Below are 24,137 nucleotides of genomic sequence, written 5' to 3' on the forward strand. Positions count from 1 at the left end.
GCACGGGCCGGTCAGGCGCCGAGCCGGATGCTGCCGCCGGGGATCGCCTCCAGCAGCGCCTTCGTGTAGGCCTGCTTCGGCGACTCGAACACCTCGTCGGTGGTGGCGGACTCCACCAGCTTGCCCTTCTCCATGACGACCACGTCGTCGGCGATCTGGCGCACCACGGCCAGGTCGTGGGTGATGAACAGGTACGTCAGGCCCAGCTCCGCCTGCAGGTCGTTGAGCAGGGTGAGGATCTGCCCCTGCACGAGGACGTCGAGGGCGCTGACCGCCTCGTCGCACACCACGACCTCCGGGTTCAGCGCCAGGGCCCGCGCGATGGCGACGCGCTGGCGCTGGCCGCCGGAGAGCTCGTTGGGGAAGCGGCGCAGCGCGCTCGCCGGCAGGGACACCTTCTCCAGCAGGTCGCGCACACGCGCCTCGCGGGACTTCGCGTCGCCCACGCCGTGCACCCGCAGCGGCTCCTCCACGGTGCGGAAGATGCTCCAGCTGGGGTCCAGGGAACCGTAGGGGTTCTGGAAGATCGGCTGCACCCGGCGGCGGAACCGGAACAGCTCCCTGCGGTCGAGCTCGGTGAGGTCCACCCCGTCGAACAGGACCGAGCCGCTGGTGGCCGGCAGCAGGCTCAGCACCATCTGGGCGACGGTGGACTTGCCCGAGCCGGACTCGCCGACCACCGCGGTGGTCGTGCCGCGGCGCACGCTGAAGCTGACGTCGTCGACGGCGCGCAGGGTCTCCCCCCGCAGGCCGGAGCCGCGCAGGTGGAACTCCTTGACGAGGTTGCGGACCTCGATGACGTTCGTCGTGGCGGTGTCGCCCTCGACCGCGGCGTGCGCGCCCTCGACCGCCTGCTCGTGCACGTGCACGGCCTCGGCGCGGGCGTGCTCGACGACCTCGGCGCGGTGCACCGACTCCAGGCGGCGCGACGCCAGCGAGGGGGCGGCGCTCACCAGGCGCTGGGTGTACGGGTGCTGCGGGCGCTGCAGGATCTCCAGCGCCGGGCCCGACTCGACGACCTGGCCCTTGTACATGACCACCAGGTGCTCGGCGCGCTCGGCGGCCAGGCCCAGGTCGTGGGTGATGAGCAGCACCGCGGTGCCCATCTCGGCCGTCAGGGTGTCCAGGTGGTCGAGGATCTGCCGCTGCACGGTGACGTCCAGGGCGGAGGTCGGCTCGTCGGCGATGAGCAGGCGCGGCCGGGAGGACAGCCCGATGGCGATGAGGGCGCGCTGGCGCATGCCGCCGGAGAACTCGTGCGGGTACTGCTTGGCGCGCCGGGCGGCGTCGCCCAGGCCCGCCTCCTCCAGCAGCTCCACGGTGCGCTTCTTCGCCGCGGCGCCCTTGGCCAGGCCGTTGGCCTCCAGCGCCTCGCGGATCTGGAAGCCGATCGACCACACGGGGTTGAGGTTGGACATCGGGTCCTGCGGCACCAGGCCGATGTGCCGGCCGCGCAGGGCGACGAACTCCTTCTTCGAGGCGTGGGCAATGTCCTGCCCGTCGAAGAGGATCTGCCCGCCGACGACCCGGCCGTTGCCCGGCAGCAGCCCGATGACGGCCTGCGCGGAGGTCGACTTGCCGGAGCCGGACTCCCCCACGACCGCGACGGTCTGACCGGGGTAGACGGAGAGGTCCACACCGCGCACGGCGTGCACCGGCTTGCCGCCGGAGGTGAAGTCCACGTGCAGGTCGCGCACCTGCAGCAGCGGTGCGGCGACGTCCACGGGACGTGCGGCGGTCGTCGGGGTGGGCTCGGTCACCGGGTGCGGCCCTTCGGGTCGAGGGCGTCGCGCAGGGCGTCGCCGAGCATGAGGAACGACAGGACGGTCACCGACAGGGCGATCGAGGGCCACAGCAGGATCCACGGGTCGGTGCGCACCGACGGCACCGCGTTGCTGATGTCACCGCCCCAGGAGACGACGCTGCTGGGCAGGCCGATGCCGAGGAACGACAGCGTGGCCTCGGCGGCGATGAAGGTGCCCAGCGAGATCGTCGCGATGACGATGACGGGCCCCAGGGCGTTGGGCAGCACGTGCCGGGCCAGGGTGCTGAAGCGCCCCAGCCCCAGCGACTTCGCCGCGGTGACGTACTCGTTGCCGCGCACCTGCAGCACGGAGCTGCGCATGATGCGGGCCACCTGGGGCCAGCCGAACAGCGACAGGGTCAGCGCGACCGTCCACACGTTGCGGCCCTGCAGCGCCTGCAGCATGACGATGGCGCCCAGGATCAGCGGCAGCGCGAAGAACATGTCCACCAGCCGGGACAGCAGCGCGTCGATCCAGCCGCCGAAGAAGCCGGCGAGGGCGCCGACGACGCCGCCGACCACCACGACGATCGCCGTGGTGAGCAGGCCGACGCTGATCGAGGCGCGGGCGCCGTGCACGAGGCGGGCGTAGACGTCGGTGCCCAGGCGGGTGAACCCCAGCGGGTGCCCCTGCGAGCCGCCCTCCAGCGCGCGCGCCAGCTCCTGGTAGCGCGGGTTCACCGAGGTGAACAGCGAGGGGAACAGCGCCACCACGACCAGCAGCACGATGATCAGCGAGGGCACGATGAACAGCGGGCGGCGGCGCAGCTGCTTCCAGGCGTCGCCCCACAGGCTCGCCGAGGGCGTGCTCTCGTCGACGGCGTCCACGGCCGCGAGCGGCGTCGTGTCCAGCGGGGCGACGTAGTGCTCCTGCCCGGGGCGCACGGTGGTCTCAGACATAGCGGATCCTCGGGTCCAGGACGGCGTAGAGCAGGTCCACGACGAGGTTGGCAAGGAGGTAGACGAGCACCAGCACCGTCACGACGGACACCACGGTGGGGCCCTCGCTGCGGATGACGGCCTGGTACAGCAGCCGGCCGACCCCGGGGACGTTGAAGATGCCCTCCGTGACGAGCGCCCCGCCCATCAGTGCGCCGAGGTCGGCGCCCAGGAAGGTCACGACGGGGATGAGGGAGTTGCGCAGCACGTGCACCGTCACCACCCGCGGGCGGGCCAGCCCCTTGGCCGTGGCGGTGCGCACGTGGTCGGCGCTGAGCGCCTCGGCCACGGAGTTGCGGGTCAGGCGCAGCACGTAGGCGAACGACAGCGCCCCCAGCACCGCACCGGGCAGCAGCAGCTCCGTGAACGACGGGTCGCCCCCGACCGTGGGGTCGACGACCCCCCACTTCACCCCGAACAGGTACTGGGCGGTGAAGCCGAGGACGAAGACGGGGATGCCGATGACGACCAGGCTGAGGAACAGCACCGTCGAGTCGAACAGGCCGCCGCGGCGCAGGCCGGCCAGGAAGCCGAACGCGATGCCGAAGACCGCCTCGATGGCCAGGGCGATCAGGGCCAGCTTGATCGTGACGGGGAACGCCTCGGCCAGCTGCTCGATCACCGGCCGGCCGGAGAAGGACTCACCGAAGTCGAGGGTGAAGATGCCCTTGATGAAGAGCAGGTACTGGACGATGAACGGCTCGTCCAGGTTGTAGCGGTCGCGCAGCTCCGCCACCGCCGCGGGGCTGGCCGGGCGCTCGCCGAACAGCGCCAGGATCGGGTCCCCCGGCAGCAGGAAGACGAGTGCGTAGATCAGCAGCGTCGCGCCGAAGAAGACGGGCACCATCTGCAGCAGACGGCGTCCGATGTACCAACCCATCACGAGCCTCCTCGGGGAGCGGGCCGTCGCTGGCCACCCCCGGCCGTTGTCCTTGCCGGCGTCGGTCCTGCACGCGCGTCAGGGGTGGACCGGCCGGAAGCGGTCCACCCCTGAGCGCTGCGATCAGCTCTTGGTGATCTGGTAGTACAGCGGCACGCTGTTCCAGCCGAACTGGACGTCGTTGGCCGCCTCCGAGGAGCCGCCGGTGACGTTGGAGTACCACAGCGGGATCGCGGGCAGGTCCTCGAAGAGGATCGTCTGCGCCTGCTGCAGCAGCTCGTTCGACGCGGCGGTGTCCGTCTGGGCCGCCGCCTGGTTCAGCAGGGCGTCGAACTCCGGGTTGCTGTAGTCGCCGTCGTTGGAACCGGCGCCCGTGGCGTAGATCGGGGCCAGGAAGTTGTACAGACCCGGGTAGTCCGCCTGCCAGCCGGTGCGGAAGGCGCCGGTGATGGTGCGGTTGGTGACGTCGGTGCGCAGCGCCGCGAACGTCGGGTACGGCGCACCCTCCGCCTGGATGCCCAGCGTCTGGCGGATGTAGGCGGCGGTGGCGTCCACCCACTCCTGGTGCCCGCCGTCGGAGTTGTAGGCGATGGTGAAGGTGCCGGTGTACGGCGAGATGGCGTCGGCCTCGGCCCAGAGCCGCTTGGCCTCCTCCGGGTCGTAGGCGAGCACCTCGCTGCCGGGGACCGTCTCGGAGTAGCCGTCGATGACCGGGGACGTGAAGTCCTTGGCCGGGGTGCGGGTGTTCTGGAAGACCGTCTCGCAGACCTGGTCGCGGTCGATGGCGTGCGAGATCGCCTGCCGGCGCAGCTTGCCCTCCTCGCCGCTGAAGTGCGGGAGGTTCTGCGGGATGGTGAAGGACTGGAAGACCGCCGCGGGCTGGTTGACGGCGCGCTCACCCAGGTCGTCCTGGAAGGTGGCCAGCGCCGACGGCGGGATGTTGTCGATGACGTCCAGGTTGCCGGACTGCAGGTCGGCGTACGCCGCGTCGTAGGTCTCGTAGAACACGAACGCCAGCGAGTCGTTCTGCGCCTGCCGCGGGCCGGTGTACGTCTCGTTCGGCACGAGGTCGATGCGGACGTTGTGCTGCCAGGCGTCGGGGGCGGCCAGCTTGTAGGGGCCGTTGCCGATCGGGGACTCGCCGAAGGCGGCCATGTCGTCGAACGCGGAGGCCGGCAGCGGGTAGAAGGCCGAGTAGCCCAGGCGCAGCGGGAAGTCGCTCTCCGGCTGGGTCAGCGCCACCGTGAAGGTGGTGTCGTCGACGACCTGCAGGCCGGACATGGTCTGCGCGACCGGCGGCTCGGCCTGGACGTCCTCGAAGCCCTGGATGGGCTCGAAGAAGTAGCTGGACAGCTGGGCGTTGGTGCCCAGGGCGCCGTAGTTCCAGGCGTCGACGAAGGACTGCGCGGTGACGGGTGTGCCGTCGGAGAACGTCTGGTCCGGCTTGATCGTGATGGTGTAGTTCTGCGCGTCCGCGGACTCGATGGACTCCGCCACGTCGTTCTGGGGCGAGCTGTCGGCCTGGTAGTACACGAGGCCGGCCCACAGGGAGTCCAGCAGACGGCCACCGCCCACCTCGTTGGTGGAGGTCGGCACCAGCGGGTTCTGCGGCTCGGTGCCGTTGGCGATGACGTCGCCACCGGTGGCGGTGCCCTCGGTGCCGCCGCTGCCCTCCTCCTCGCTGCCGCAGGCCGCGAGCGTGGTGACGGCCGCAGCGCCCAGCAGGCCGGCCAGACCGGCGCGACGGGTGAAGACGGGGCCGCGGGAGACGAGAGCGACGCGGCGCGAGCCGCTCTGCTCGTCGTCCTTCTCGAAGCTGCTCACGGTGGGACTCCTCCTAGCAAGCACGGCTGCTTGGGCACCTTGCCCAGGTGTGGCGGCTCCTGGCGAGCAGGATGTCCACCTCTAGCGGTTGGGCAGCACGTTAACACCCGTCGGCGCAGGTGTGACGCGAAGTCGGCCGGACACCCGCGGCGCTCGGGACGACTCCCCTCCAGTGTCACTCCGCGTGGGCGGTGCTGCACGCCACGCACCCCGACCGGCCGCTGGACGCCACCCGCCCGGAGCACTGCGACGCCCGCCGACCGGCGCCGGGCGTCACACGTTGAAGCGGAACTCCACGACGTCGCCGTCGGCCATCACGTAGTCCTTGCCCTCGATGCGCACCTTGCCCTGCGCCTTCGCCTCGGCCATCGAGCCGGCCGCGACCAGGTCGGCGAAGGAGACGACCTCGGCCTTGATGAAGCCGCGCTGGAAGTCGGTGTGGATCACGCCCGCCGCCTGCGGGGCCGTGGCCCCCTTGCGGATCGTCCAGGCGCGGGCCTCCTTCGGCCCGGCGGTCAGGTAGGTCTGCAGGCCCAGCGTGGCGAAGCCCACGCGCGCCAGCTGGTTCAGGCCCGGCTCGTCCTGCCCGACGGAGGCGAGCAGCTCGGCGGCCTCCTCCGCGTCGAGCTCCGCCAGCTCCGACTCCAGCTTGGCGTCCAGGAAGACGGCCTCCGCCGGGGCCACGAGGGCGCGCAGCTCGTCCATCCGTCCCTCGTCGCCCAGCACCGTCTCGTCGACGTTGAAGACGTAGAGGAAGGGCTTGGTCGTCAGCAGCCCCAGCTCGCGCAGCAGCTCGACGTCCACGTCGTCCGCCGCGATCGCCGCCGACAGCGGCCGGCCGGAGTCCAGCACGGACTGCGCCGCCTGCGCCGCCCGCAGCACCGCCGGGTCGGTCTTCTTGCCCTTGACCTCCTTGTCGAGGCGCGGCAGCGCGCGCTCGAGGGTCTGCAGGTCGGCCAGGACCAGCTCGGTGTGGACGGTGGCGATGTCCTCGGCCGGGTCGACCGCACCGGCCACGTGCACCACGTCCGGATCGGCGAAGGCGCGCGTGACCTGGCAGATCGCGTCCGCCTCGCGGATGTTGGCGAGGAACTTGTTGCCCAGCCCCTCCCCCTCGCTGGCCCCCTTGACGATGCCGGCGATGTCCACGAAGGAGACCGTGGCGGGCACCGTGCGCTCGCTGGCGAAGAGGCGGGCCAGCTCGTCCAGGCGCGGGTCCGGCAGCGGCACCACCCCGACGTTCGGCTCGATCGTCGCGAACGGGTAGTTCGCCGCGAGCGCGTCGTTCTCGGTGAGCGCGTTGAACAGGGTGGACTTGCCGACGTTGGGCAGACCGACGATGCCGATGGTGAGGGCCACGGGAACAGCAGCCTACCGCCGCCCGGCCCGCGGGCCCGCCACGGGCGGGCCCGCGAGCGGCCTCAGCCGGCGGCCGACGCCAGGAAGCGGCGCAGCTCCCCGACGTCCTGGAAGGACGACAGCTGCTCGTCGCTGAACTGGACGCCGAACTCCGCCTCCAGCGAGTACATGATGTTGATGTGGGCCAGCGAGTCCCACCCGGGGACGTCGCGCGCCGTCATGTCGTCGCGCAGCACGAGGTCGTCGTTCCCGATCACCTCGCGGACCACCTGCTGCATGCGCTCGTCAACGCTCACTTCGCGACCTCCACCGTGCGCCTCGTCCCCTGCTCGTCCTCGTGCGCACCCTCGTGCGCGTCCTCGTGCTCCGTGCCCCCGCCCCGTCGCGCCGGCACGGGCGCGGCGACGCTCACCGCGATGTGCCCCGGCGTCTCGACGCGGGCCGGCAGCGGCAGCTCCCACCGGGTGGTGCCGTCCTCGTCCGCCCCTCGCGGGAGGAAGCCGAGCCGCTCGTACAGCCCCGCCACCTGGCTGTTCTTGGCGGTCGGCGCGTAGGTGCCGCGCACCCTCGCGCAGCCGAGCGCCCCCGCCCGCTCCACCAGGACGCGCAGCATCTCGTCCTCCAGCGTCCGGCCGATGACGCGGCAGCTCAGCAGCCACGTGTCGACGTCCACCACGCGGCCGTCCGCGCCGTCCTCGCAGCGCGCCAGCAGGACCCCGACGACGCCGTGGTCGGCGAAGCGGTCGCGCAGACGGACCACCTGCGCCGTCCAGGCCGGGTCGGCGGCGAAGGCCTCGACGTCGGCCAGCGAGTGGCGCCGCGTGGTCAGGTTGAACTGGTTGGTCTTGCCGATGAGCTGCGCCACGCGCGGAGCGTTCTCCGGTGACAGGTCCGCCACCTCGGCGTGCATGTCCAGGCCGGCGAGGAAGTCGTCGAGCGAGCCGGCCGCCTCCTGCTGCGCCGCCACGGCGGCCCGCGCCCGGTACTGCTCCGTGCGGGCGGCGTCCTCGGCCGTGACGGCGTCCGTCTCGAAGAACGGGTAGTCCGCCAGGGCCCTGACGTACCCGGACGGGTCCGCCGGCAGGGGGACGACGTCCACCGCGGGGACCAGCTCGCGCACGGCCTCCCGCTCGGCGGGGTTGTCGTCGACGAAGACCAGGGCGTCCTCCCCGATCCCCAACGTCGCGGCGATGCTGCGCACCGCCGACGGCTTGTCCTCCCAGCTGGCCTTGAGCACCGCGACGTCGTCCAGGGAGATGAGCACGTCGGGGTTCTGCTCGAACGCCTCGCGGACCAGCGCCTCGTCGTTCTTGCTGCACACGGCGAGCACGACACCCTTGGCCTTCAACGCCAGCACGTGGCGCTGGAAGGCGCTGTACGCCTCCCCCACCGGCCCCGCGCCCACGGCGATCCCGTGCGGGCCGACCTCTCCCAGCACGCCGCCCCAGAGGGTGCCGTCCAGGTCCAGGACGAGGCACTTGCGCGCCAGCCCGAGCTGGGCGCCCACGACGGCGGCGGTGTGCCGGGCGAGCAGGGCGACCGACCCGAGCGCCACCGCCTGCTTGGCGGCGTGGTGGTAGCGCGGGTCCGTCCAGGCGCGCTTGCCGACCGCACCCGCCAGCCGCTCGCAGTCCACCACGCTGACCCCGCGGCCCGCCTCCGAGGCCGCCAGCTCGCCCAGCCGCTGGTTGAACCGCTGCAGCATGGCGTGCCGGGACCCGGGGACCCGGGCGGCCAGGTGCCCGAGCGGGACCTCCGCCGGGACGACGACGTTGTGCTGCACGATCCGCGCCCCCGTCGCGGCGCGGACCTGTTCCCACAGGGACGTCCAGCGCGCCAGCTCCGCCTCGACGGCCGCCTCGGGGTCGTCGCTGCTCTCCGGCAGGTCCACCTCGCCCTCGTGCACCGCGAGCACCACGACGTCCGGGGCGAAGGCGCGCAGACCGCTCGCCGGGTCGAGGACCTCGATGCGGTACAGGCCGTAGCCGCACTCGTACACCTCGACGTCGGCGCCGGCCCTGGCACAAGCCAGGGGCAGCAGCGAGGTGAACTGCGTGGTGGTGTAGCTGCCCAGGACGGCCACCCTGGCGCGGCGAGCGGCGGCCGGCAGGTGCGGCCGGGCCCGCTCCCACACGCGGGAGGCCCCCAGCCACCCGGCGAAGTCGTCGCCCGCGTCGGTGGCGGCCAGCGCCCACTGCGCGGCCCGGGCGTGGTCACCGGCCCGCTGGTGGGCCTTGGCCAGGTCCAGGCAGGCGCGCAGGGACGGCACGGCGGTCGCCGAGACCGCCGCCACCGCCTCCCTCACTCGCGCAGCCGCCTCCTCGGACGCCAGCTCGCTGCTCGTCGGTGTGCTGCTCACGTTCGGTCTTCCCCCCTCGTGCGTGGTGCTGCGGTGCCCCGGCGGCGCGGCCGCCGCCCTCAGGCCCCGGTCGCCGGCTGCGGCTTGAGGATGCGCGCCGGCGGGCTGAACGCGGTGGCGCCGGCGGGCACGTCGACCGTGACCAGCGCGTGCGGACCGATCTTGGCGCCGTCGCCGACCGCGATGGGCCCCAGGAGGGTGGCCCCCGCCCCCACCTCCACGTCGCGCCCGATGCGCGGGACGGCCTCCCGCGGCGCGTCACCACTGGTGAACCCGAGGGTCACGTTGTGGCGCAGCGTGCTCCCGTCGCCGATCACGCTGAAGGCGGGGATCTGGACGGCCTGGTGGTGCCCGATGCTCACGCGCCGGCCGATGAAGGCCTCGTCGGCGATCTCCGTGCCGTACAGGTTCTGGATCAGCAGGCGGTTGACCAGCCGGTGCGCCACCTTGACCGCGCGGCGGACCGGCGGCGGCTGCGAGAGCCCCCAGTGGCCGATGCGGTGCACCCACAGCGCGTGCAACCCCGGGTGCACCAGCGAGGAGGAGTGCTGCCGGAAGTCCTCCACCAGCAGCGTCCGCAACGGCGCGGTCGTCGCCGCCGAGCGGTCCACCCCCGCTCCCGGCGCGGGAGCGGGTGCGCCCCCGTCCTGCAGCGGCCCCCCGGCCGCTCCGGTGGGCACCTCGCCCGCCCGTCCAACGCTCACGTCAGCCATGCACGTCCCCCCTCGTGAACTCTTACGCTGCGGCACATTACTCCCGGCCGCCTCCGATCAGGCGTGGTTGCCGCGGTGGGCCTCGCGGACGGGTCGCGGATGCGCCGGGGAGGGTTCGCGGAGGGCTCGGGCAGCGCGCGCCCGGCGCGCGGCACCGGCGCGGCTCCGGGGCGGAACCGGGGCGCCCGGCGACGCCGCCGGCTGGCACAGTCGGGGGCGTGGACGTCCGCACCGCCCTCGTCGTGCTCCTCGCCCTGCTCACCGGCGCCGCGCTCGGCGCGCTCGCGACCCGGTGGGCGCTGCGCGGCGCCGACGCGGCCCGCACCGCCGCGACCACCGCGGAGCGGGACCTGCTGCGCCGGCGCGTCGCCGAGCTGGAGGATCGCGCCGGCGAGGGCCGCGAGCTCACCGCGGCCGTGGCCCCGGTCACCGACACCCTCGACCGCGTCGAGGCGCAGGTGCGCACCCTCGAGCGCGACCGCGTGGAGCAGTACGCGCGCCTGAGCGAGCAGCTCGCCGCGCTCGCCGCCGGCGCCGACGCGCTGCGCACCGAGACCGCCGGCCTGGCCGGGGCGCTGCGCGCCTCCAGCTCCCGCGGCTCCTGGGGCGAGGTGCAGCTGCGCCGCGTCGTCGAGCACGCCGGGATGCTCGAGCGCGTCGACTTCACCGAGCAGGCCACCCTGACCACCCGCTCCGGTCGCACGGTGCGCCCCGACCTGGTCGTCCACCTGCCCGGCGGCAAGCACGTCGTCGTCGACGCCAAGGCACCGCTGGCCGCGTTCCTGCGCGCCGGCGAGCTGGACGGCGGCCCGGCGCACGAGGCGGCGCGGCGCGCGGAGATGGCCGCGCACGCGAAGGCGCTGCGCGGCCACGTCGACGCGCTGGCCGCCAAGGAGTACCCCACGGCCGTGGAGGACTCCCCCGACGTCGTCGTGTGCTTCGTGCCCGGCGAGGCGTTCCTGGCCGCCGCCTGCGAGGCCGACCCGACCCTGCTGGAGCACGCGATGGGCCGCCGGGTGGTGCTGGCGACGCCCACCACGCTGCTGGCGCTGCTGCGCACGGTGGCGCTGACCTGGCAGCAGGACGCCGTGACCGGCAGCGCCCGGGAGCTGTTCGCGCTGGGCCGCGAGCTGCACGAGCGCCTCGGCACCCTCGGCGGGCACACCGCCTCCCTGGGGCGCACGCTGCACCGCGCGGTGGAGGACTACAACCGCTTCGTGGGCACCCTGGAGCGGCGCGTGCTCGTCACGGCCCGGCGGCTGCGCGAGCTGGACGTCGCCGACGGCGAGCTGCCGGCGGTGGGCCCGCTGGAGGACGCCGTGCGCCCGCTGACGGCCCCCGAACTGCTCGAGGGCCTCGATGACGAGGAGCGCGCGGGGCTCAGACGGGCGTGACCGGCAGGCTGCGGCGCTTGATGTCGCGGCGCAGGTCCGTGGGCAGGGAGAAGACGAGGTCCTCCTGCGCGGTGGTGACCTCCTCCACCGACCCGTAGCCGCGCTGCGCGAGGTGGGCGACGACCTCGCGCACCAGCACCTCGGGCACCGAGGCCCCGGAGGTGACGCCGACCGTGGTGACGCCCTCCAGCCAGGCGTCGTCGATCTCCGCGGCGGAGTCCACGCGGTGCGATGCCCCGGCGCCGGCGTCCAGGGCCACCTCGACCAGGCGCACCGAGTTGGAGGAGTTCGCCGAGCCCACCACGATCACCAGGTCCGACTCCGCGGCGATCTTCTTCACCGCCACCTGGCGGTTCTGGGTGGCGTAGCAGATGTCGTCGCTGGGCGGGTCGGCGAGGTTCGGGAAGCGCTCGCGCAGCCGCCGCACCGTCTCCATCGTCTCGTCGACGCTGAGCGTCGTCTGCGACAGCCAGACGAGGTTGTCGGGGTCGCGCACCTGCACCGCGTCGGCCGCCTCGGGGCTGTCGACGACCGTGATGTGCTCCGGCGCCTCGCCCGCGGTGCCCTCCACCTCCTCGTGCCCGGTGTGGCCGATCAGCAGGATCTCCGCGTCCCGCTCGGCGAAGCGCACGGCTTCCCGGTGCACCTTGGTCACCAGCGGGCAGGTGGCGTCGATCGCGCGCAGCGAGCGCGCCGCGGCCTCCTCGCGCACCGCCGGGCTCACCCCGTGCGCGGAGAACACCACGTGCGCGCCCTCGGGCACCTCGGAGGTCTCCTGCACGAAGACGGCCCCGCGCTCGGCCAGGGTCCGCACCACGTGCTTGTTGTGCACGATCTCCTTGCGCACGTACACCGGGGCGCCGTACAGCTCCAGCGCCTTCTCCACCGCCTCCACGGCCCGGTCCACGCCCGCGCAGTAGCCGCGCGGCGCCGCCAGCAGCACCCGCCTGCCGCCGTCCCAGGCCGCGCGCTCGCCGCCGCCGGCCAGCACCGCGGTGTCGTTGCAGTCGTCGGCGGGCGCGGAGGAGGTGTCCAGCGGGGTCTGCGTCACGCCCCCATGGTAGGTCGGCGCACCGACGGGGCACTCCGCCCGCGACCGGGGACCCGACGAGCGGGCGGGCGGGCGGGCGGGCGGGGCAGGATGGGCGGGTGAGCGCGCAGCCGTCCCCGCAGGCCCCCGCCGAGCCGCCGCGCCGCGCCGGCACCGCGGGCGAGACCAGCGCGGAGAACCCGTGGCCGGTGCGGCTGCTCGCCTCGAAGATGGACGCCTACATCGCCCGGATGCCCTGGACGTGGGTGGAGGGGCAGGTCGTGCAGGTCAGCGACCGCCCCGGAGCGCACGTGGTCTTCCTGACGCTGCGCGACACCGACACCGACATGTCGCTGACGGTGACGCTGACCCGCCGGGTGCTGGCGAGGCTGCGCGCAGCCCTGCCGGACGGCCTGCGCAGCGGCGCCCGCGTCGTCGTGCACGCCAAGCCCGAGTTCTACGCCAAGCGCGGCACCCTGAGCCTGAGCGCCGACGACGTGCGCCCCGTCGGCGTCGGTGAGCTGCTGGCCCGCCTGGAGCACCTCAAGCGCGTCCTCGCCGCCGAGGGCCTCTTCGACCCCGCCCGCAAGAAGCCGCTGCCGTTCCTGCCGCGCGTGGTGGGGCTGGTGTGCGGGCGCGCCAGCGCCGCCGAGCGCGACGTGGTCGACAACGCCCGGCTGCGCTGGCCGGCGGTGCGCTTCGAGGTGCGCGAGGTCGCCGTGCAGGGCCCGGCCGCCGTGACCGAGGTCGCCGCGGCGCTGCGCGAGCTGGACGCGCTGGAGGAGGTCGACGTCGTCGTGCTCGCCCGCGGGGGCGGCAGCGTGGAGGACCTGCTGCCGTTCAGCAACGAGGCGCTCGTGCGCGCGGTCGCCGACGCGCGCACCCCGGTCGTCTCCGCCATCGGCCACGAGGTGGACTCCCCCCTGCTGGACCTGGTCGCCGACGTGCGCGCCTCCACCCCCACCGACGCCGCCCGCCGCGTCGTGCCCGACGTGGCCGAGGAGCTGGCGCGCGTGGAGCAGCTGCGCTCGCGGGCGCGGCGCGCGGTGGGCGCCCGCGTGGAGCGGGAGGAGGCGGCGCTGCGGGCGCTGCGCAGCCGGCCGGTGCTGGCCGACCCGCACGTCCTGGTGGACGCGCCGGCCGCGGAGGTGGCCCGGCTGCGCGAGCGCGCCCGGCACGGCCTGGAGGGGCGGGTGCACCGGGCGGCGCTGGAGGTGGAGCGGCTGCGCGCCGCGGTGCGGGCCCTCTCCCCGCGCTCGACGCTGCTGCGCGGCTACGCCGTCGTGCAGGTCGCCGCGGGCGAGGGCGCGGGCCGCGTGGTGCGCGAGCCGGGCGACGCGCCCGCGGGCACCGCGCTGCGGGTGCTGCTGGCCGACGGGGAGCTGGCCGCGCGGGCGCGGTGACGCGCGGGCGGGGCGCGCGTCGGCCCTAGGGTTGCCCACCGTGCCGAAGGACTCCCCGAAGGACCCCGCGAAGGACCCCGCGGACACCCCCGCGCCCGACCCCGCGCCCGAGCCCGAGCTGCCGGCCGACGTGGCCGGGCTCGGCTACGAGCAGGCCCGCGACGAGCTCGCGGACGTGGTGCGCCGGCTCGAGGCCGGTGGCACGGGCCTGGAGGAGTCGCTGGCGCTGTGGGAGCGCGGGGAGGCGCTGGCCGCCGTCTGCCGCCGCCGGCTGGACGGCGCCCGGGCGAGGCTGGACGCCGCGCGCACCGGGGACGACCCGGAGGGCTGAGCTCGGCGGGGTCACCGGCCGGCGCTCAGGCCGCGGGCGCGTCCCGGTCGACGCCAGCCGACTCCCAGCCGGCCTCGGTGGCGCGCACCAGCTCGGCGAGCACCGGGTAGTCCGCCTCGCCGGTGACCACGACCGTCACGCCGTCGTCGGTGCGCACGAGGCTGCGCCGGCCGCGGTCCGGCTGCAGGTACCGCTGCCACTCGCGCCCGTCGACCTGCACGGTGCCGTCCTCGGCGCCGCCGGCGGTCTGCGCGCGCACCCAGCCCGCGGTGCCGGCGGCGGCGACCTCCACGGCGAGGTACTCCCCCTCGTCGGTGCGGTACCCCACGTGCCAGGTCAGCACGGAGTCCGTGGAGCGGTTCACCTCCGCGGAGGTGGCCGTCCAGCCCTGCGGGACCTCGGGCACGGGCGGGACGAACGGCAGCTCCGAGGCGCCGGCCGCCGCGTCCGCCACGTCGGCGGGCGGCTGCTGCACGGAACTGGGACGCGGCACCACCCACACCACGAGCGCCACGACCGCCAGGATCAGCGCCATCGAGATCACCATGGAGGACACGCTGCCGCCGCGGCGGGTGCGCGGGACGCCGCGGGGGTCCTCGCCGCCGGGCGCGCTCACCTGCGGGGTGGGGCCGGGACCGGTCGTGCTCACCGCCCCATGGTGCCGGATACCCTGGCGCTCCGACGACGCCGCCCCTGGAGGACCCGTGTCCCAGAACTCCTCGCCCCAGCTGCCCGCGGCGCTCGCCGTGGGCACCGAGGCCCCCGACCGCAACCTGGCCATGGAACTGGTGCGCGTCACCGAGGCCGCGGCGATGGCGGGCGGGCGCTGGGTCGGCCGGGGCGACAAGAACAAGGCGGACGGTGCCGCGGTCAACGCGATGCGCACCCTCATCGGCACCGTCAGCATGAACGGCACCGTGGTCATCGGCGAGGGTGAGAAGGACAACGCCCCGATGCTCTACAACGGCGAGCGCGTCGGCGACGGCACCGGCCCGGAGTGCGACGTGGCGGTGGACCCGATCGACGGCACCACCCTGACCGCCCGCGGCATGCCGAACGCGGTGGCGGTGCTGGCGGTGGCCGAGCGCGGCACGATGTACGACCCCAGCGCGGTCTTCTACATGGACAAGCTGGTGGCGGGCGCCGAGGCCGCCGACGTGGTGGACATCCGCCTGCCCGTGAAGGAGAACGTGCGCCGGCTGGCGCGGGCCAAGAAGCGCTGGGTGGAGGACATCACCGTCTGCATCCTGGACCGCCCGCGCCACGCGCAGCTGGCGCAGGAGGTGCGCGACGCCGGGGCCCGCATCAAGTTCATCTCCGACGGCGACGTCGCCGGCGCGGTGATGGCCGCGCGCGAGGGCACCGGCGTGGACCTGCTCATGGGCGTCGGCGGCACGCCGGAGGGGATCATCGCGGCGTGCGCCATGCACTGCCTGGGCGGCACGATCCAGGGCCGTCTCGCCCCGCGCGACGACGACGAGCGGCAGAAGGCGATCGACGCCGGGCACGACCTGGACGCCGTGCTGGACACCTCCGCGCTCGTGGCCAGCGACAACGTCTACTTCGTCGTCACCGGCATCACCGACGGCGAGCTGGTCGGCGGGGTGCGCTACCGCGGCGACACGATCAGCACCTCCAGCATCGTCATGCGCAGCAAGTCGGGCACGATCCGGCGGGTGGAGTCCGAGCACCGGCTCTCGAAGCTGCGGGCGTACGCCGCCGTCGACTTCACCGGCCCGCGGTGAGGGCCCGCGCCCTCGTCGTCGGGGAGTCGCTCGTCGACGTGGTCCGCGCGGCGGACGGCGCGGAGTCGGTGCACCCCGGCGGCAGTCCGCTGAACGTGGCGTACGGGCTGGGTCGGCTGGGCCACGACGTGTCCCTGCTGACCCGCCTGGGCGAGGACGCGCACGGCCGGCTGCTGCGCGAGCACCTGGCCGCGGGCGGGGTCGGGCTCGCCCCGGGCGCGGTGGACGAGCTGCCCACGTCGGTGGCGCGCGCGCAGCTGGACGAGCAGGGCCGCGCCTCGTACGAGTTCGAGCTGCGGTGGCGCCTGCCGTCGGTGCAGGCTCCCGACGCGGTCGACGTGGTGCACACCGGGTCGATCGGGGCGGCGGTCGAGCCGGGCTCCCGGCAGGCCCTGGCGCTGCTGCGCTCCTGCCGGGAGCGCGCGACCACGAGCTACGACCCGAACGTGCGCCCGGCGTTCCTGGGCTCGCCGGATCGGGCGCGGGTGCTCGTGGAGGAGTTCGTGGAGGCCGCCGACGTCGTCAAGGCCTCGGACGAGGACGTCGCCTGGCTGTTCCCGGGCGAGGACCCGGTGGACGTGGCGCGGCGCTGGCAGCGCCGGGGCCCGGCGCTGGTGGTCGTCACCCGCGGCGGGGAGGGCGCGGTGGGTGTGGGAGGCGCCGGGACGCTGCGGGTGCCGACCCCGCCGACGCGGGTGGTGGACACCGTCGGCGCCGGCGACGCCTTCACCGCGGGGCTGCTGCACGCGCTGGCCGAGCACGACCTGCTGGGCCCGTCGGCCGTGCGGCGGCTGCGGTCGCTGCGGCTGGACGTGCTGGAGGACGTGCTGCGCACGGCGGCGCGGGTGGCGTCGATCACCTGCTCACGGGCGGGGGCGAACCCGCCCACGCGCCAGGAGCTGGCCGCCGGGTGACCCGGGTGGGACCGCACCGGTGATGCCCGCGGGGCATGGTGCGATGCCGGAAAGCACCTGGACAGGCATCGCACGGGCTTCCTACGGTGGCGGCACCGTCGCCGACGACGCCCGCCGTCCTCGGCTCCCCGCCGACCCGAGGAAGACATGTCCACCAGCGAACTCGCCGAGCCCGCCCTCGTGCCGCCGTCCTCCGCCGCTCCCTCCCCCGTCCTGGACCGCATCGCGTCCGTGACGCTGTCGTCCGTGGTGCTGCCGCTGACGGCGGCGATCAGCGACGCGAAGGTCCTCACCGGCCGGCAGCGGGCCATGACGGAGGTCGTCTTCCTCTTCGCGGAGATCACCACCGAGGCGGGGCTGGAGGGCGTCGGCTTCGGGTACTCCAAGCGGGCCGGTGGCCCGGCGCAGTTCGCGCACGCGCGCGAGGTGGCCGCCGACCTGATCGGCGAGGACCCCAACGACATCGGCCGGCTGTGGACGAAGCTGGTGTGGGCGGGCGCCTCGGTGGGCCGCAGCGGCGCGTCCACGCAGGCGCTGGCGGCGCTGGACATCGCGCTGTGGGACCTGAAGGCCAAGCGGGCCGGCCTGCCGCTGGCGAAGCTGCTGGGCGCCCACCGCGACTCGGTGCGCTGCTACAACACCTCCGGCGGCTTCCTGCACGAGCCGCTGGAGCGGGTGCTGGCCAACGCCGACCGCACGCTCGCCGAGGGCATCGGCGGCATCAAGATCAAGGTGGGGCAGCCGGACGCCAAGGAGGACCTGCGGCGCGTGCGCGCGGTGCGCGAGCACGTCGGCGACGACCTGCCGCTCATGGTGGACGCGAACCAGCAGTGGGACCGCCCCACCGCCCAGCGGGTGGGCCGGGCGCTGGAGGAGTTCGGCCTGGTGTGGATCGAGGAGCCGCTGGACGCCTACGACACCGAGGGGCACGCGCAGCTGGCGCGCTCGCTGGACACCGCGATCGCCACGGGCGAGATGCTCACCAGCGTCCGCGAGCACGTCGCGCTCATCGACGCCGGGGCGGCCGACGTCATCCAGCCCGACGCGCCGCGCATCGGCGGCATCACGCAGTTCCTGAAGCTGGCGACGCTGGCCGAGCACGCGCACCTGCAGCTCGCGCCGCACTTCGCGATGGAGATCCACCTGCACCTGGCGGCGGCGTACCCGATCGAGCCGTGGGTGGAGCACTTCGACTGGCTGCACCCGCTGTTCGAGGAGCGCCTGGAGATCCGCGACGGGCGCATGCACGTCTCGCCGCGGCCGGGTCTGGGCGTGACGATCAGCGAGCAGGCCCGCGCGTGGACGGTGGACCGGGTCCGGGTGGACGCTCCCCGCTGAGGTCCGGGGCCTCCCGCACGGCCACGGGGCCGGGTGCCGCGTTCAGCGGCGCCCGGCCCTCCTGCTGCCCGCCCACGCCGCCAGCCGGGCCGGGCGCAGCGCACCGCGGGCGCCGGCGGCGCGGCGACCGGCGGCGCGCACGGCGTCGGCGCGGCGGGCGAGGTCGGCGCGCACGGTCCCGGCGGCCCCGGCCACGGCGGTGGCGGTTCGGCCCAGGCGCGCGGAGCGCTGCAGCTCGTCGCGGTAGGTGCGCCGCAGCAGGACGGCCCGGTCCACGGCGGCCGGCAGCAGCGCGAGCCCGGTGGGCGCCAGCGTCAGGCGCACGGTGTGCCGGGTCGTGCGCTCGAAGCGGCGCTTGTACGCCTCCTCGCCGCGCAGCAGGTCGAGCTCGGCGTACCCGGACAGCAGCGCGCGGCGGCGCACCCGCAGGAGCAGCAGCGTGCCGGGCCCGGCGGCGGCCACCTCGGCGCGGTAGGACTGCACGTAGCCGTGCAGGGCGCGCGGCCCGGCCAGGCAGAACGCGTAGGCCACCAGGCGCCCGTCCACGCGCAGGCCGGACAGCTGCGCCACGCCGCGCGGCGCGGTGCCCAGGAACCGCACCAGGGTGCGCCCGGACGCCCCTCGCCAGGGCTGGCGGCGGCGGGCGGCGTTGGGGTGGGCGGCGTCGACCTCGGCCAGCTCGGCCACGAGGTCCTCCAGGTGCCGCGCGGCCGCGTCGGGGTCGACCTCGCGCAGCTCGGCGAGGCCGTCGAGCAGGTCGTCGACGACGACGAGGCGGCCGCGCTCGGCCAGGCGGCGCCACTGCCGACGCTCCTCGTGGCGGCCGTGGCGGCCGAGGGCGGCGTCGTGCTCGGCCACGGTGGCGGGCAGCCGCACGGCGTGCACGGTGGCCTGCCGCAGCAGCCGTGCGCCGTAGCCGCGGGCGGCGGCCCAGGCACCGGCGGCCTCGAGCAGCGGGTCGCCCTCGAGGACCTGCTCGAGGTCGAACAGGGCTCCGGGGACCTCGGCCAGGACCGCGTCGAGCGCTGCGGCCACGAGCCGGACGGCGGGCACCGGGCTGTCGGGGTCGGTGGGCAGGGAGGCGTAGTCGCTGCCGCCGGCGCCGAGGAAGGTCACCACGGGCCGGGCGCCGCCGGGGCCGGCACCCAGGACGGCGAAGGCGCCGAGGGCCAGCAGGCGGCCCTGGCGGCGGACGCCGACCAGCAGCGGTTCACCGGCTCCCAGGTGCTCGTGCACGGCACGCAGCCAGTCGGGACCGCAGAACGGCGGGTGGCCGGCGCGGACGGCGAGGGCGCGCCACTCCGGCACGGGGGCGCCGTCCAGGGAGCGCCGCACGGTCACCTGCAGCCCCTCGGCGGGCTCGCGGACGACGGCGAGACCGGTGCCGGCCGGTGCACCGGCGGGCACGGGGGCGCTCCGGGGGGACCTGGGGGCGGGGGGCAGGGCACCGGTGAGCGCGTCGACCACCCCGCGTACCCGCCTCTCGCCCGGCCGGCCGCCGGGAGGACGGCCTCGTGGCGGGCACCTTAACCGGGCGCGGCGACACTGCGGGACGCCCGGCGGGTGGAGTTTCCCGAACTCCTACCGTGCGTCGCCGGGTGTCACGCAGCGTCGATGAACCGCGGGGTCAGCGCGGACCTCAGGCCGGGACCCGCTCCTGCTCCGCCTGCACCCGGGCCCGCTCCAGCGACCGCCGGCGCAGCGCCTCCGACTGCTCGGCGATGCGCCGGGCCTTCTCCTCGTCGCGCGTGAGGTTGGCGCCGCTGGTGGGGTCGAAGACGTGCATGCGCCGCGGGTCGAACCACAGCCGGGCGCGGTCGCCGTCCCGCACGCCGCTCATGGCGTCCAGGGTGACGACGAGCTGGCTGCGCATGCTCTCCCCGTCCAGCTCGCGGTCCAGCTCCGCCAGCTGCTCCCTCGTCTCCGCCGCCGCCTCGAAGGGCACGTAGGCGTACAGCTCGTTGCCCAGCCACTCGGTGACGTCGACCTGCGCGTCGAAGGTCACGGCCTCGCCCGGGACGTCGGTGACGTCGGCGTCGTCGAAGTGCTCCGGGCGCACACCGACGATGAGCAGCTTGCCGTCGTGCTCACCGCCCACGACCGCGGGCTTGGGCACCTCGCAGAACGGCAGCTCCAGGCGGTCGCCGCGCACCCGGGCCGGCAGGAAGTTCATCGGCGGCGAGCCGATGAAGCCGGCCACGAACAGGTTCACCGGCTGCTCGTACAGCTCGCGGGGGCTGGCGACCTGCTGCAGGACGCCCTTGCGCAGCACCGCCACCCGGTCGCCCAGGGTCATCGCCTCGGTCTGGTCGTGGGTGACGTAGATCGTCGTGGTGGCCAGCGAGCGCTGCATGCGGGCGATCTCGGTGCGCATCTGCCCGCGCAGCTTGGCGTCCAGGTTGCTCAGCGGCTCGTCGAAGAGGAACGCCTTGGCGTCGCGGACGATGGCCCGCCCCATGGCGACGCGCTGGCGCTGCCCACCGGAGAGGTTGGCGGGCTTGCGGTCCAGGTGCTCGCCCAGCTCCAGCATGTCCGCGGCCCGCTGCACCCGCTGGCGCACCTCGTCCTCGGGCACCTTGCTGTGGTTGAGCTTGAGGGGGAACTCGATGTTCTCCCGCACGGTCAGGTGCGGGTAGAGCGCGTAGTTCTGGAACACCATGGCCAGGTCGCGGTCGCGCGGGGCCAGGTCGTTGACCCGCTTGCCGTCGATGAGGAGGTCGCCGTCGGTGATGTCCTCCAGGCCCACGACCATGCGCAGCAGGGTGGACTTCCCGCAGCCGGACGGACCCACGAGGATGACGAACTCGCCGTCGGCGATGTCCAGGCTGACGTCGTTCACCGCCGGGAAGCCGTCACCGTACTTCTTGACGATGTTCTTCAGCTCGATGCGTGCCACGATCAGCTCCTGTTCCTGCGGATCAGCCCTTGACGGCGCCGTTGGTGAGCCCGGCGACGATGCGCCGCTGGAACACCAGCGCCAGGAGGACGACGGGGATGGTGACGATGACGGCCGCCGCGGAGATCGCGCCGGTCGGCTGGACGAAGTAGCTGGACCCGGTGAACGAGCTCAGGGCCGCCGGCACCGGCTGGGCGTCGGAGGTCGACGTCAGGGAGATCCCGAAGACGAAGTCGTTCCAGGCGATGAAGAAGGCGATGATCGCGGTGGTGAAGACCCCGGGAGCGGCCAGCGGGACGATGACCTTGCGGAAGGCCTGCCAGCTGGTGGCGCCGTCGACCTGGGCGGCCTGCTCCATGTCCCACGGGATCTCCCGGAAGAACGCCGACATGGTCCAGATGGAGATGGGCAGGGTCAGCGCCAGGTAGGGGATGATCAGGCCGGGGATGGTGTCGTACAGGCCGATCTGCCGCCACAGGTTGAACAGGGGCGTCACCATCGTGATCACCGGGAAGACGGCCACCGCCAGGGCGCTGGTGAGGATGAGCCGCTTGCCGGGGAAGTTCAGCCGGGCGATGGCGTACGCGGCGAACATCGAGAGCACCACGGCGATGAGGGTCGCCAGCAGGCAGGTGATGACGGAGTTGCGCAGCGCCGGCAGGAACAGGTCGGAGGCGGTGCCGCTGAAGATGCCCCCGTAGTTCTCCCACGTGACGTTGGTGGGCAGGAAGCTCCGGTTGGACAGGTCGGCCTCGGACTTCAGGCTCAGCGAGACGATCCAGGCGACCGGCACGAGCGCGTACAGCACGATCAGCAGCGCCCCGATGTACCAGAGCACCTTCTCCTTGGTGGACAGCGCACCCATCAGTTCTCCCCCCTCGCTCGTGCCAGGTCCACCCTGAACACCTTGATGGCCAGGAAGCAGATCAGCAGGACGCACAGGAAGAGCAGCACGGAGACGGCCGAGCCGAGGCCGATCTCCAGCCTGCTGATCGTCTGGTTGTAGGCCAGCGACGAGACCGTCTGCGTGCCGGCGGCCCCGTTGGTCATGATGTAGACGTTGTCGAAGATGCGGAAGGCGTCCAGGGCGCGGAACAGCAGCGCCACCATGATCGACGCCTTCATGTTCGGCAGCGTCACCCGGAACAGCCGCTCGCGAGCGGTGGCCCCGTCGACCTTGGCGGCCTCGTGCATGTCCTCGGGGACCTGCGCCAGCCCCGCCAGCAGCAGCAGGGAGATGAACGGGGTGGTCTTCCAGATCTCCGAGAGGCAGATGACGGTCAGCGCCGTCCACTTGTTGGCGAACCAGTCGAAGTTCTCCGGGACCCCCGGGACCACGGCGTTCATGAACCCGGTGGTCAGGGAGAAGGCGTACTGCCAGGCGTAGGCGGAGACGACCGTGATGATCGCGTAGGGCACGAGGATCGCGGTGCGCAGGATGGGCCGCAGGAACCCCAGCACCTTGTGCATGACCATCGCCAGGGCGAAACCGAGCACGAGCTCGACGGCGACCGTCACCACGGTGATGAGCGCCGTGTTCGCCAGGGCCTCCCACCACAGCGAGTCGGTGAGGATGACGCCGTAGTTGCTCAGCCCGATGAACTCGCGGTCGTCCGGCGCGGTGAGCCGGTAGCTGAACAGCGAGTCGTAGACGGCCTGGACGATCGGGTATCCCGTGACGAGCACGAGGATGACGAAGGCCGGCCCCGCCAGGTACCAGCCCAGCCGGGCCTCCTGGCGCGAGCGGTCGGTGCCGCGACGGCGCTTGCTGCGCGGCGAGTTCGCGATCTCGACCTGCGGTGTGGTGACGGCGGTCACAGCAACCTCTCCCCCCTCAGGACCTCCAGGACGAACTGCTCGGAGATCTGCGGAGTCGCGTCGCTGACCGCGGACACCGGCTGCCAGGTGTACTGGATGCCGGTGCTGACCTCGTTGTAGTACGCCGTCTGCGGCCGCGGTGCGGCCATCTGCAGGGACTCGCGGATGACGTCGGCCATCGGGTACGCCTCGCGCACCTCGGGCAGGTCGTACACCTCCAGGGCGGCGGCCGGGTTGCCGTCGCTGATCATGTAGAGGGCCTGGTTCTCCGGGGACACGATGCACTCCATCGCCGCCAGGGCCTCCTGCTGGTGCTCGCTGAAGGCGCCGACGCCGACGTTGATGCCGCCCAGCGGGGGCGCCGAGGGGTCCTCCGGGTTCACCCGCGGGTAGGTCGTCCAGGCGTAGTCCTCGAAGATCGCCGGGTCCACCGTGCCCTGCTCGGCACCCTGCTGGGCCTGGGCGTACACGAACGGCCAGTTGACCGCGAACATCAGCCCGCCCTGCTCGAACAGGTCGGCGGTGGCGGCCTCGTCGCGGTTGTCGATGCCGGGACCTGCCACGTCGGCGGCCGTGATGGCCTGCATGACGTCGGCGGCGGCCTCACCGGCCGGCGAGTCGATGCCCAGGCTGATCTCGTCCACGGGGGCGTCGGGGTTCTCGATGATCTCCCCGCCCGCCGACTCGATGAGGGCGTTGACCCAGACCGTCATGGACTCCGCGCGCGTGCCCTGCACGCCGATCGCGCTGTCCTGGGACGCGGCGGCGTCGATGATCTGCTGCCACGTCCACGTCTGCGCCTCGGCGGGGTCGAGGCCGGCGGCGCGGGCCATCGACTCGCGGTACCACAGCAGCTGGGTGTTGGCCCAGAACGGAGCCGTGACGAGCTCCCCGTCCCAGGTGGCGCCCTGCACCGCGCCCTCGGCGATGCCCTCGGTCAGCGACTGCTGCAGGTCGTCCGGGATGGGCGCCAGGAAGCCGGCCTCGGCCGCCTCGGGTACGAAGACCGGGTCCAGGCTCATGAGGTCGATGGAGGAGTCGCCCCCCGCCAGGCGCCGCATGAGCTGCTCGCGCTGGGCGGCCGCGTCGCGCGGCAGGACGGACGTCTCGATCGTGTAGGCACCGTCGGCCGCGGCGGTGCAACGTTCGGCGATGGCCGCCTGGCCACCGGCGTCGGGGTTCGTGTACCAGGTCAGGACCGGCGGCCCCGACCCGCCGCTGCCGTCTCCGCACGCGGCCAGGGAGCCGGCCAGCACGACGCCGGCGCTCACCGCCCCGACCCTGGTGCGCCACGCGCTGCCCACTGGCTCCTCCTCCGACGTCGTCGTGCGGCGGATCGCACGGCGAGCGGGTCCCGCCCGTCGTGCGTGCGGGCCCAGCGTGCACCCGT

The 24,137-nt window shown here is 74.0% G+C and carries 21 protein-coding genes; 6 read left to right on the forward strand and 15 right to left on the reverse strand.

What is annotated here, in order from left to right; translation table 11 throughout:
- Nucleotides 1–11: 11 nt before the first annotated feature.
- The 8 genes from V9U69_RS12060 to V9U69_RS12095 form a co-directional block, all read right to left on the reverse strand.
- Entirely contained in the window at nucleotides 12–1,760 is a 1,749-nt protein-coding gene (locus tag V9U69_RS12060) for an ABC transporter ATP-binding protein (RefSeq protein ID WP_337062062.1), read from the reverse strand.
- Nucleotides 1,757–2,704 carry an ABC transporter permease gene (locus tag V9U69_RS12065; protein ID WP_337062063.1) on the reverse strand — a complete coding sequence of 316 codons (948 nt, stop codon included), beginning with the start codon at nucleotides 2,702–2,704 and terminating at the stop codon, nucleotides 1,757–1,759. Before V9U69_RS12065 ends, V9U69_RS12060 begins: the two co-directional genes overlap by 4 nt.
- On the reverse strand, nucleotides 2,697–3,623 hold the full coding sequence (locus V9U69_RS12070) for an ABC transporter permease (RefSeq protein WP_337062064.1): 927 nt from the start codon (nucleotides 3,621–3,623) through the stop codon (nucleotides 2,697–2,699). The genes V9U69_RS12065 and V9U69_RS12070 overlap by 8 nt, the downstream gene beginning before the upstream one ends.
- A 123-nt stretch (nucleotides 3,624–3,746) precedes the next feature.
- Nucleotides 3,747–5,348, reverse strand: coding sequence for a peptide ABC transporter substrate-binding protein (locus V9U69_RS12075; protein WP_442907749.1), 1,602 nt, complete (start codon nucleotides 5,346–5,348; stop codon nucleotides 3,747–3,749).
- A 372-nt stretch (nucleotides 5,349–5,720) separates the two neighbouring features.
- A complete protein-coding gene (ychF, locus tag V9U69_RS12080; RefSeq protein WP_337062066.1) occupies nucleotides 5,721–6,806 on the reverse strand; it encodes a redox-regulated ATPase YchF in 1,086 nt (361 codons plus the stop codon).
- 62 nt (nucleotides 6,807–6,868) lie between these two features.
- Complete coding sequence (locus tag V9U69_RS12085) at nucleotides 6,869–7,102, reverse strand: acyl carrier protein (protein ID WP_337062067.1); 234 nt, start codon at nucleotides 7,100–7,102, stop codon at nucleotides 6,869–6,871.
- Nucleotides 7,099–9,165 carry an HAD-IIIC family phosphatase gene (locus V9U69_RS12090; protein WP_337062068.1) on the reverse strand — a complete coding sequence of 689 codons (2,067 nt, stop codon included), beginning with the start codon at nucleotides 9,163–9,165 and terminating at the stop codon, nucleotides 7,099–7,101. The genes V9U69_RS12085 and V9U69_RS12090 overlap by 4 nt, the downstream gene beginning before the upstream one ends.
- A gap of 59 nt (nucleotides 9,166–9,224) precedes the next feature.
- On the reverse strand, nucleotides 9,225–9,878 hold the full coding sequence (locus V9U69_RS12095; RefSeq protein WP_337062069.1) for a serine O-acetyltransferase: 654 nt from the start codon (nucleotides 9,876–9,878) through the stop codon (nucleotides 9,225–9,227).
- A 218-nt stretch (nucleotides 9,879–10,096) separates the two neighbouring features.
- Between V9U69_RS12095 and V9U69_RS12100 the strand changes: the two genes are divergently transcribed.
- A complete protein-coding gene (locus V9U69_RS12100) occupies nucleotides 10,097–11,272 on the forward strand; it encodes a DNA recombination protein RmuC (protein ID WP_337062070.1) in 1,176 nt (391 codons plus the stop codon).
- Here the strand turns inward: V9U69_RS12100 and V9U69_RS12105 are convergent.
- Nucleotides 11,259–12,263 carry a 4-hydroxy-3-methylbut-2-enyl diphosphate reductase gene (locus tag V9U69_RS12105; RefSeq protein WP_442907750.1) on the reverse strand — a complete coding sequence of 335 codons (1,005 nt, stop codon included), beginning with the start codon at nucleotides 12,261–12,263 and terminating at the stop codon, nucleotides 11,259–11,261. The genes V9U69_RS12100 and V9U69_RS12105 overlap by 14 nt on opposite strands.
- A gap of 158 nt (nucleotides 12,264–12,421) precedes the next feature.
- Here V9U69_RS12105 and xseA point away from each other — a divergent pair, with 158 nt between their 5' ends.
- Nucleotides 12,422–13,705 (forward strand): exodeoxyribonuclease VII large subunit, encoded by a 1,284-nt coding sequence (gene xseA, locus V9U69_RS12110; RefSeq protein ID WP_337062072.1) that lies wholly within the window; start codon nucleotides 12,422–12,424, stop codon nucleotides 13,703–13,705.
- 118 nt (nucleotides 13,706–13,823) lie between these two features.
- On the forward strand, nucleotides 13,824–14,036 hold the full coding sequence (locus V9U69_RS12115; RefSeq protein WP_442907751.1) for an exodeoxyribonuclease VII small subunit: 213 nt from the start codon (nucleotides 13,824–13,826) through the stop codon (nucleotides 14,034–14,036).
- 25 nt (nucleotides 14,037–14,061) lie between these two features.
- Here V9U69_RS12115 and V9U69_RS12120 read toward each other — a convergent pair whose 3' ends face one another.
- On the reverse strand, nucleotides 14,062–14,685 hold the full coding sequence (locus V9U69_RS12120) for a DUF4245 domain-containing protein (RefSeq protein ID WP_337062074.1): 624 nt from the start codon (nucleotides 14,683–14,685) through the stop codon (nucleotides 14,062–14,064).
- 130 nt (nucleotides 14,686–14,815) lie between these two features.
- Between V9U69_RS12120 and glpX the strand changes: the two genes are divergently transcribed.
- From glpX to V9U69_RS12135, 3 genes are all read left to right on the forward strand, one after another.
- Nucleotides 14,816–15,781 carry a class II fructose-bisphosphatase gene (gene glpX / locus V9U69_RS12125; protein ID WP_442907752.1) on the forward strand — a complete coding sequence of 322 codons (966 nt, stop codon included), beginning with the start codon at nucleotides 14,816–14,818 and terminating at the stop codon, nucleotides 15,779–15,781.
- Nucleotides 15,778–16,695 carry a carbohydrate kinase family protein gene (locus V9U69_RS12130; RefSeq protein ID WP_337062076.1) on the forward strand — a complete coding sequence of 306 codons (918 nt, stop codon included), beginning with the start codon at nucleotides 15,778–15,780 and terminating at the stop codon, nucleotides 16,693–16,695. The genes glpX and V9U69_RS12130 overlap by 4 nt, the downstream gene beginning before the upstream one ends.
- 147 nt (nucleotides 16,696–16,842) lie before the next feature.
- Nucleotides 16,843–18,033 (forward strand): L-talarate/galactarate dehydratase, encoded by a 1,191-nt coding sequence (locus V9U69_RS12135; protein ID WP_337062077.1) that lies wholly within the window; start codon nucleotides 16,843–16,845, stop codon nucleotides 18,031–18,033.
- A gap of 42 nt (nucleotides 18,034–18,075) precedes the next feature.
- Here V9U69_RS12135 and V9U69_RS12140 read toward each other — a convergent pair whose 3' ends face one another.
- The 5 genes from V9U69_RS12140 to V9U69_RS12160 form a co-directional block, all read right to left on the reverse strand.
- Nucleotides 18,076–19,440, reverse strand: a complete 1,365-nt coding sequence (locus V9U69_RS12140; protein WP_337062078.1) for a GNAT family N-acetyltransferase — start codon at nucleotides 19,438–19,440, stop codon at nucleotides 18,076–18,078.
- Nucleotides 19,441–19,672: 232 nt separating this feature from the next.
- Nucleotides 19,673–20,929 (reverse strand): ABC transporter ATP-binding protein, encoded by a 1,257-nt coding sequence (locus tag V9U69_RS12145; protein ID WP_337062079.1) that lies wholly within the window; start codon nucleotides 20,927–20,929, stop codon nucleotides 19,673–19,675.
- 22 nt (nucleotides 20,930–20,951) lie between these two features.
- On the reverse strand, nucleotides 20,952–21,794 hold the full coding sequence (locus tag V9U69_RS12150; RefSeq protein ID WP_337062080.1) for a carbohydrate ABC transporter permease: 843 nt from the start codon (nucleotides 21,792–21,794) through the stop codon (nucleotides 20,952–20,954).
- Entirely contained in the window at nucleotides 21,794–22,747 is a 954-nt protein-coding gene (locus V9U69_RS12155; RefSeq protein WP_337062081.1) for a carbohydrate ABC transporter permease, read from the reverse strand. Before V9U69_RS12155 ends, V9U69_RS12150 begins: the two co-directional genes overlap by 1 nt.
- A complete protein-coding gene (locus V9U69_RS12160) occupies nucleotides 22,744–24,018 on the reverse strand; it encodes an extracellular solute-binding protein (RefSeq protein ID WP_337062082.1) in 1,275 nt (424 codons plus the stop codon). The genes V9U69_RS12155 and V9U69_RS12160 overlap by 4 nt, the downstream gene beginning before the upstream one ends.
- Nucleotides 24,019–24,137: the final 119 nt, after the last annotated feature.

It is taken from the genome of Kineococcus sp. G2 (assembly GCF_037154035.1).
In the GTDB taxonomy this organism is placed as follows: domain Bacteria; phylum Actinomycetota; class Actinomycetes; order Actinomycetales; family Kineococcaceae; genus Kineococcus.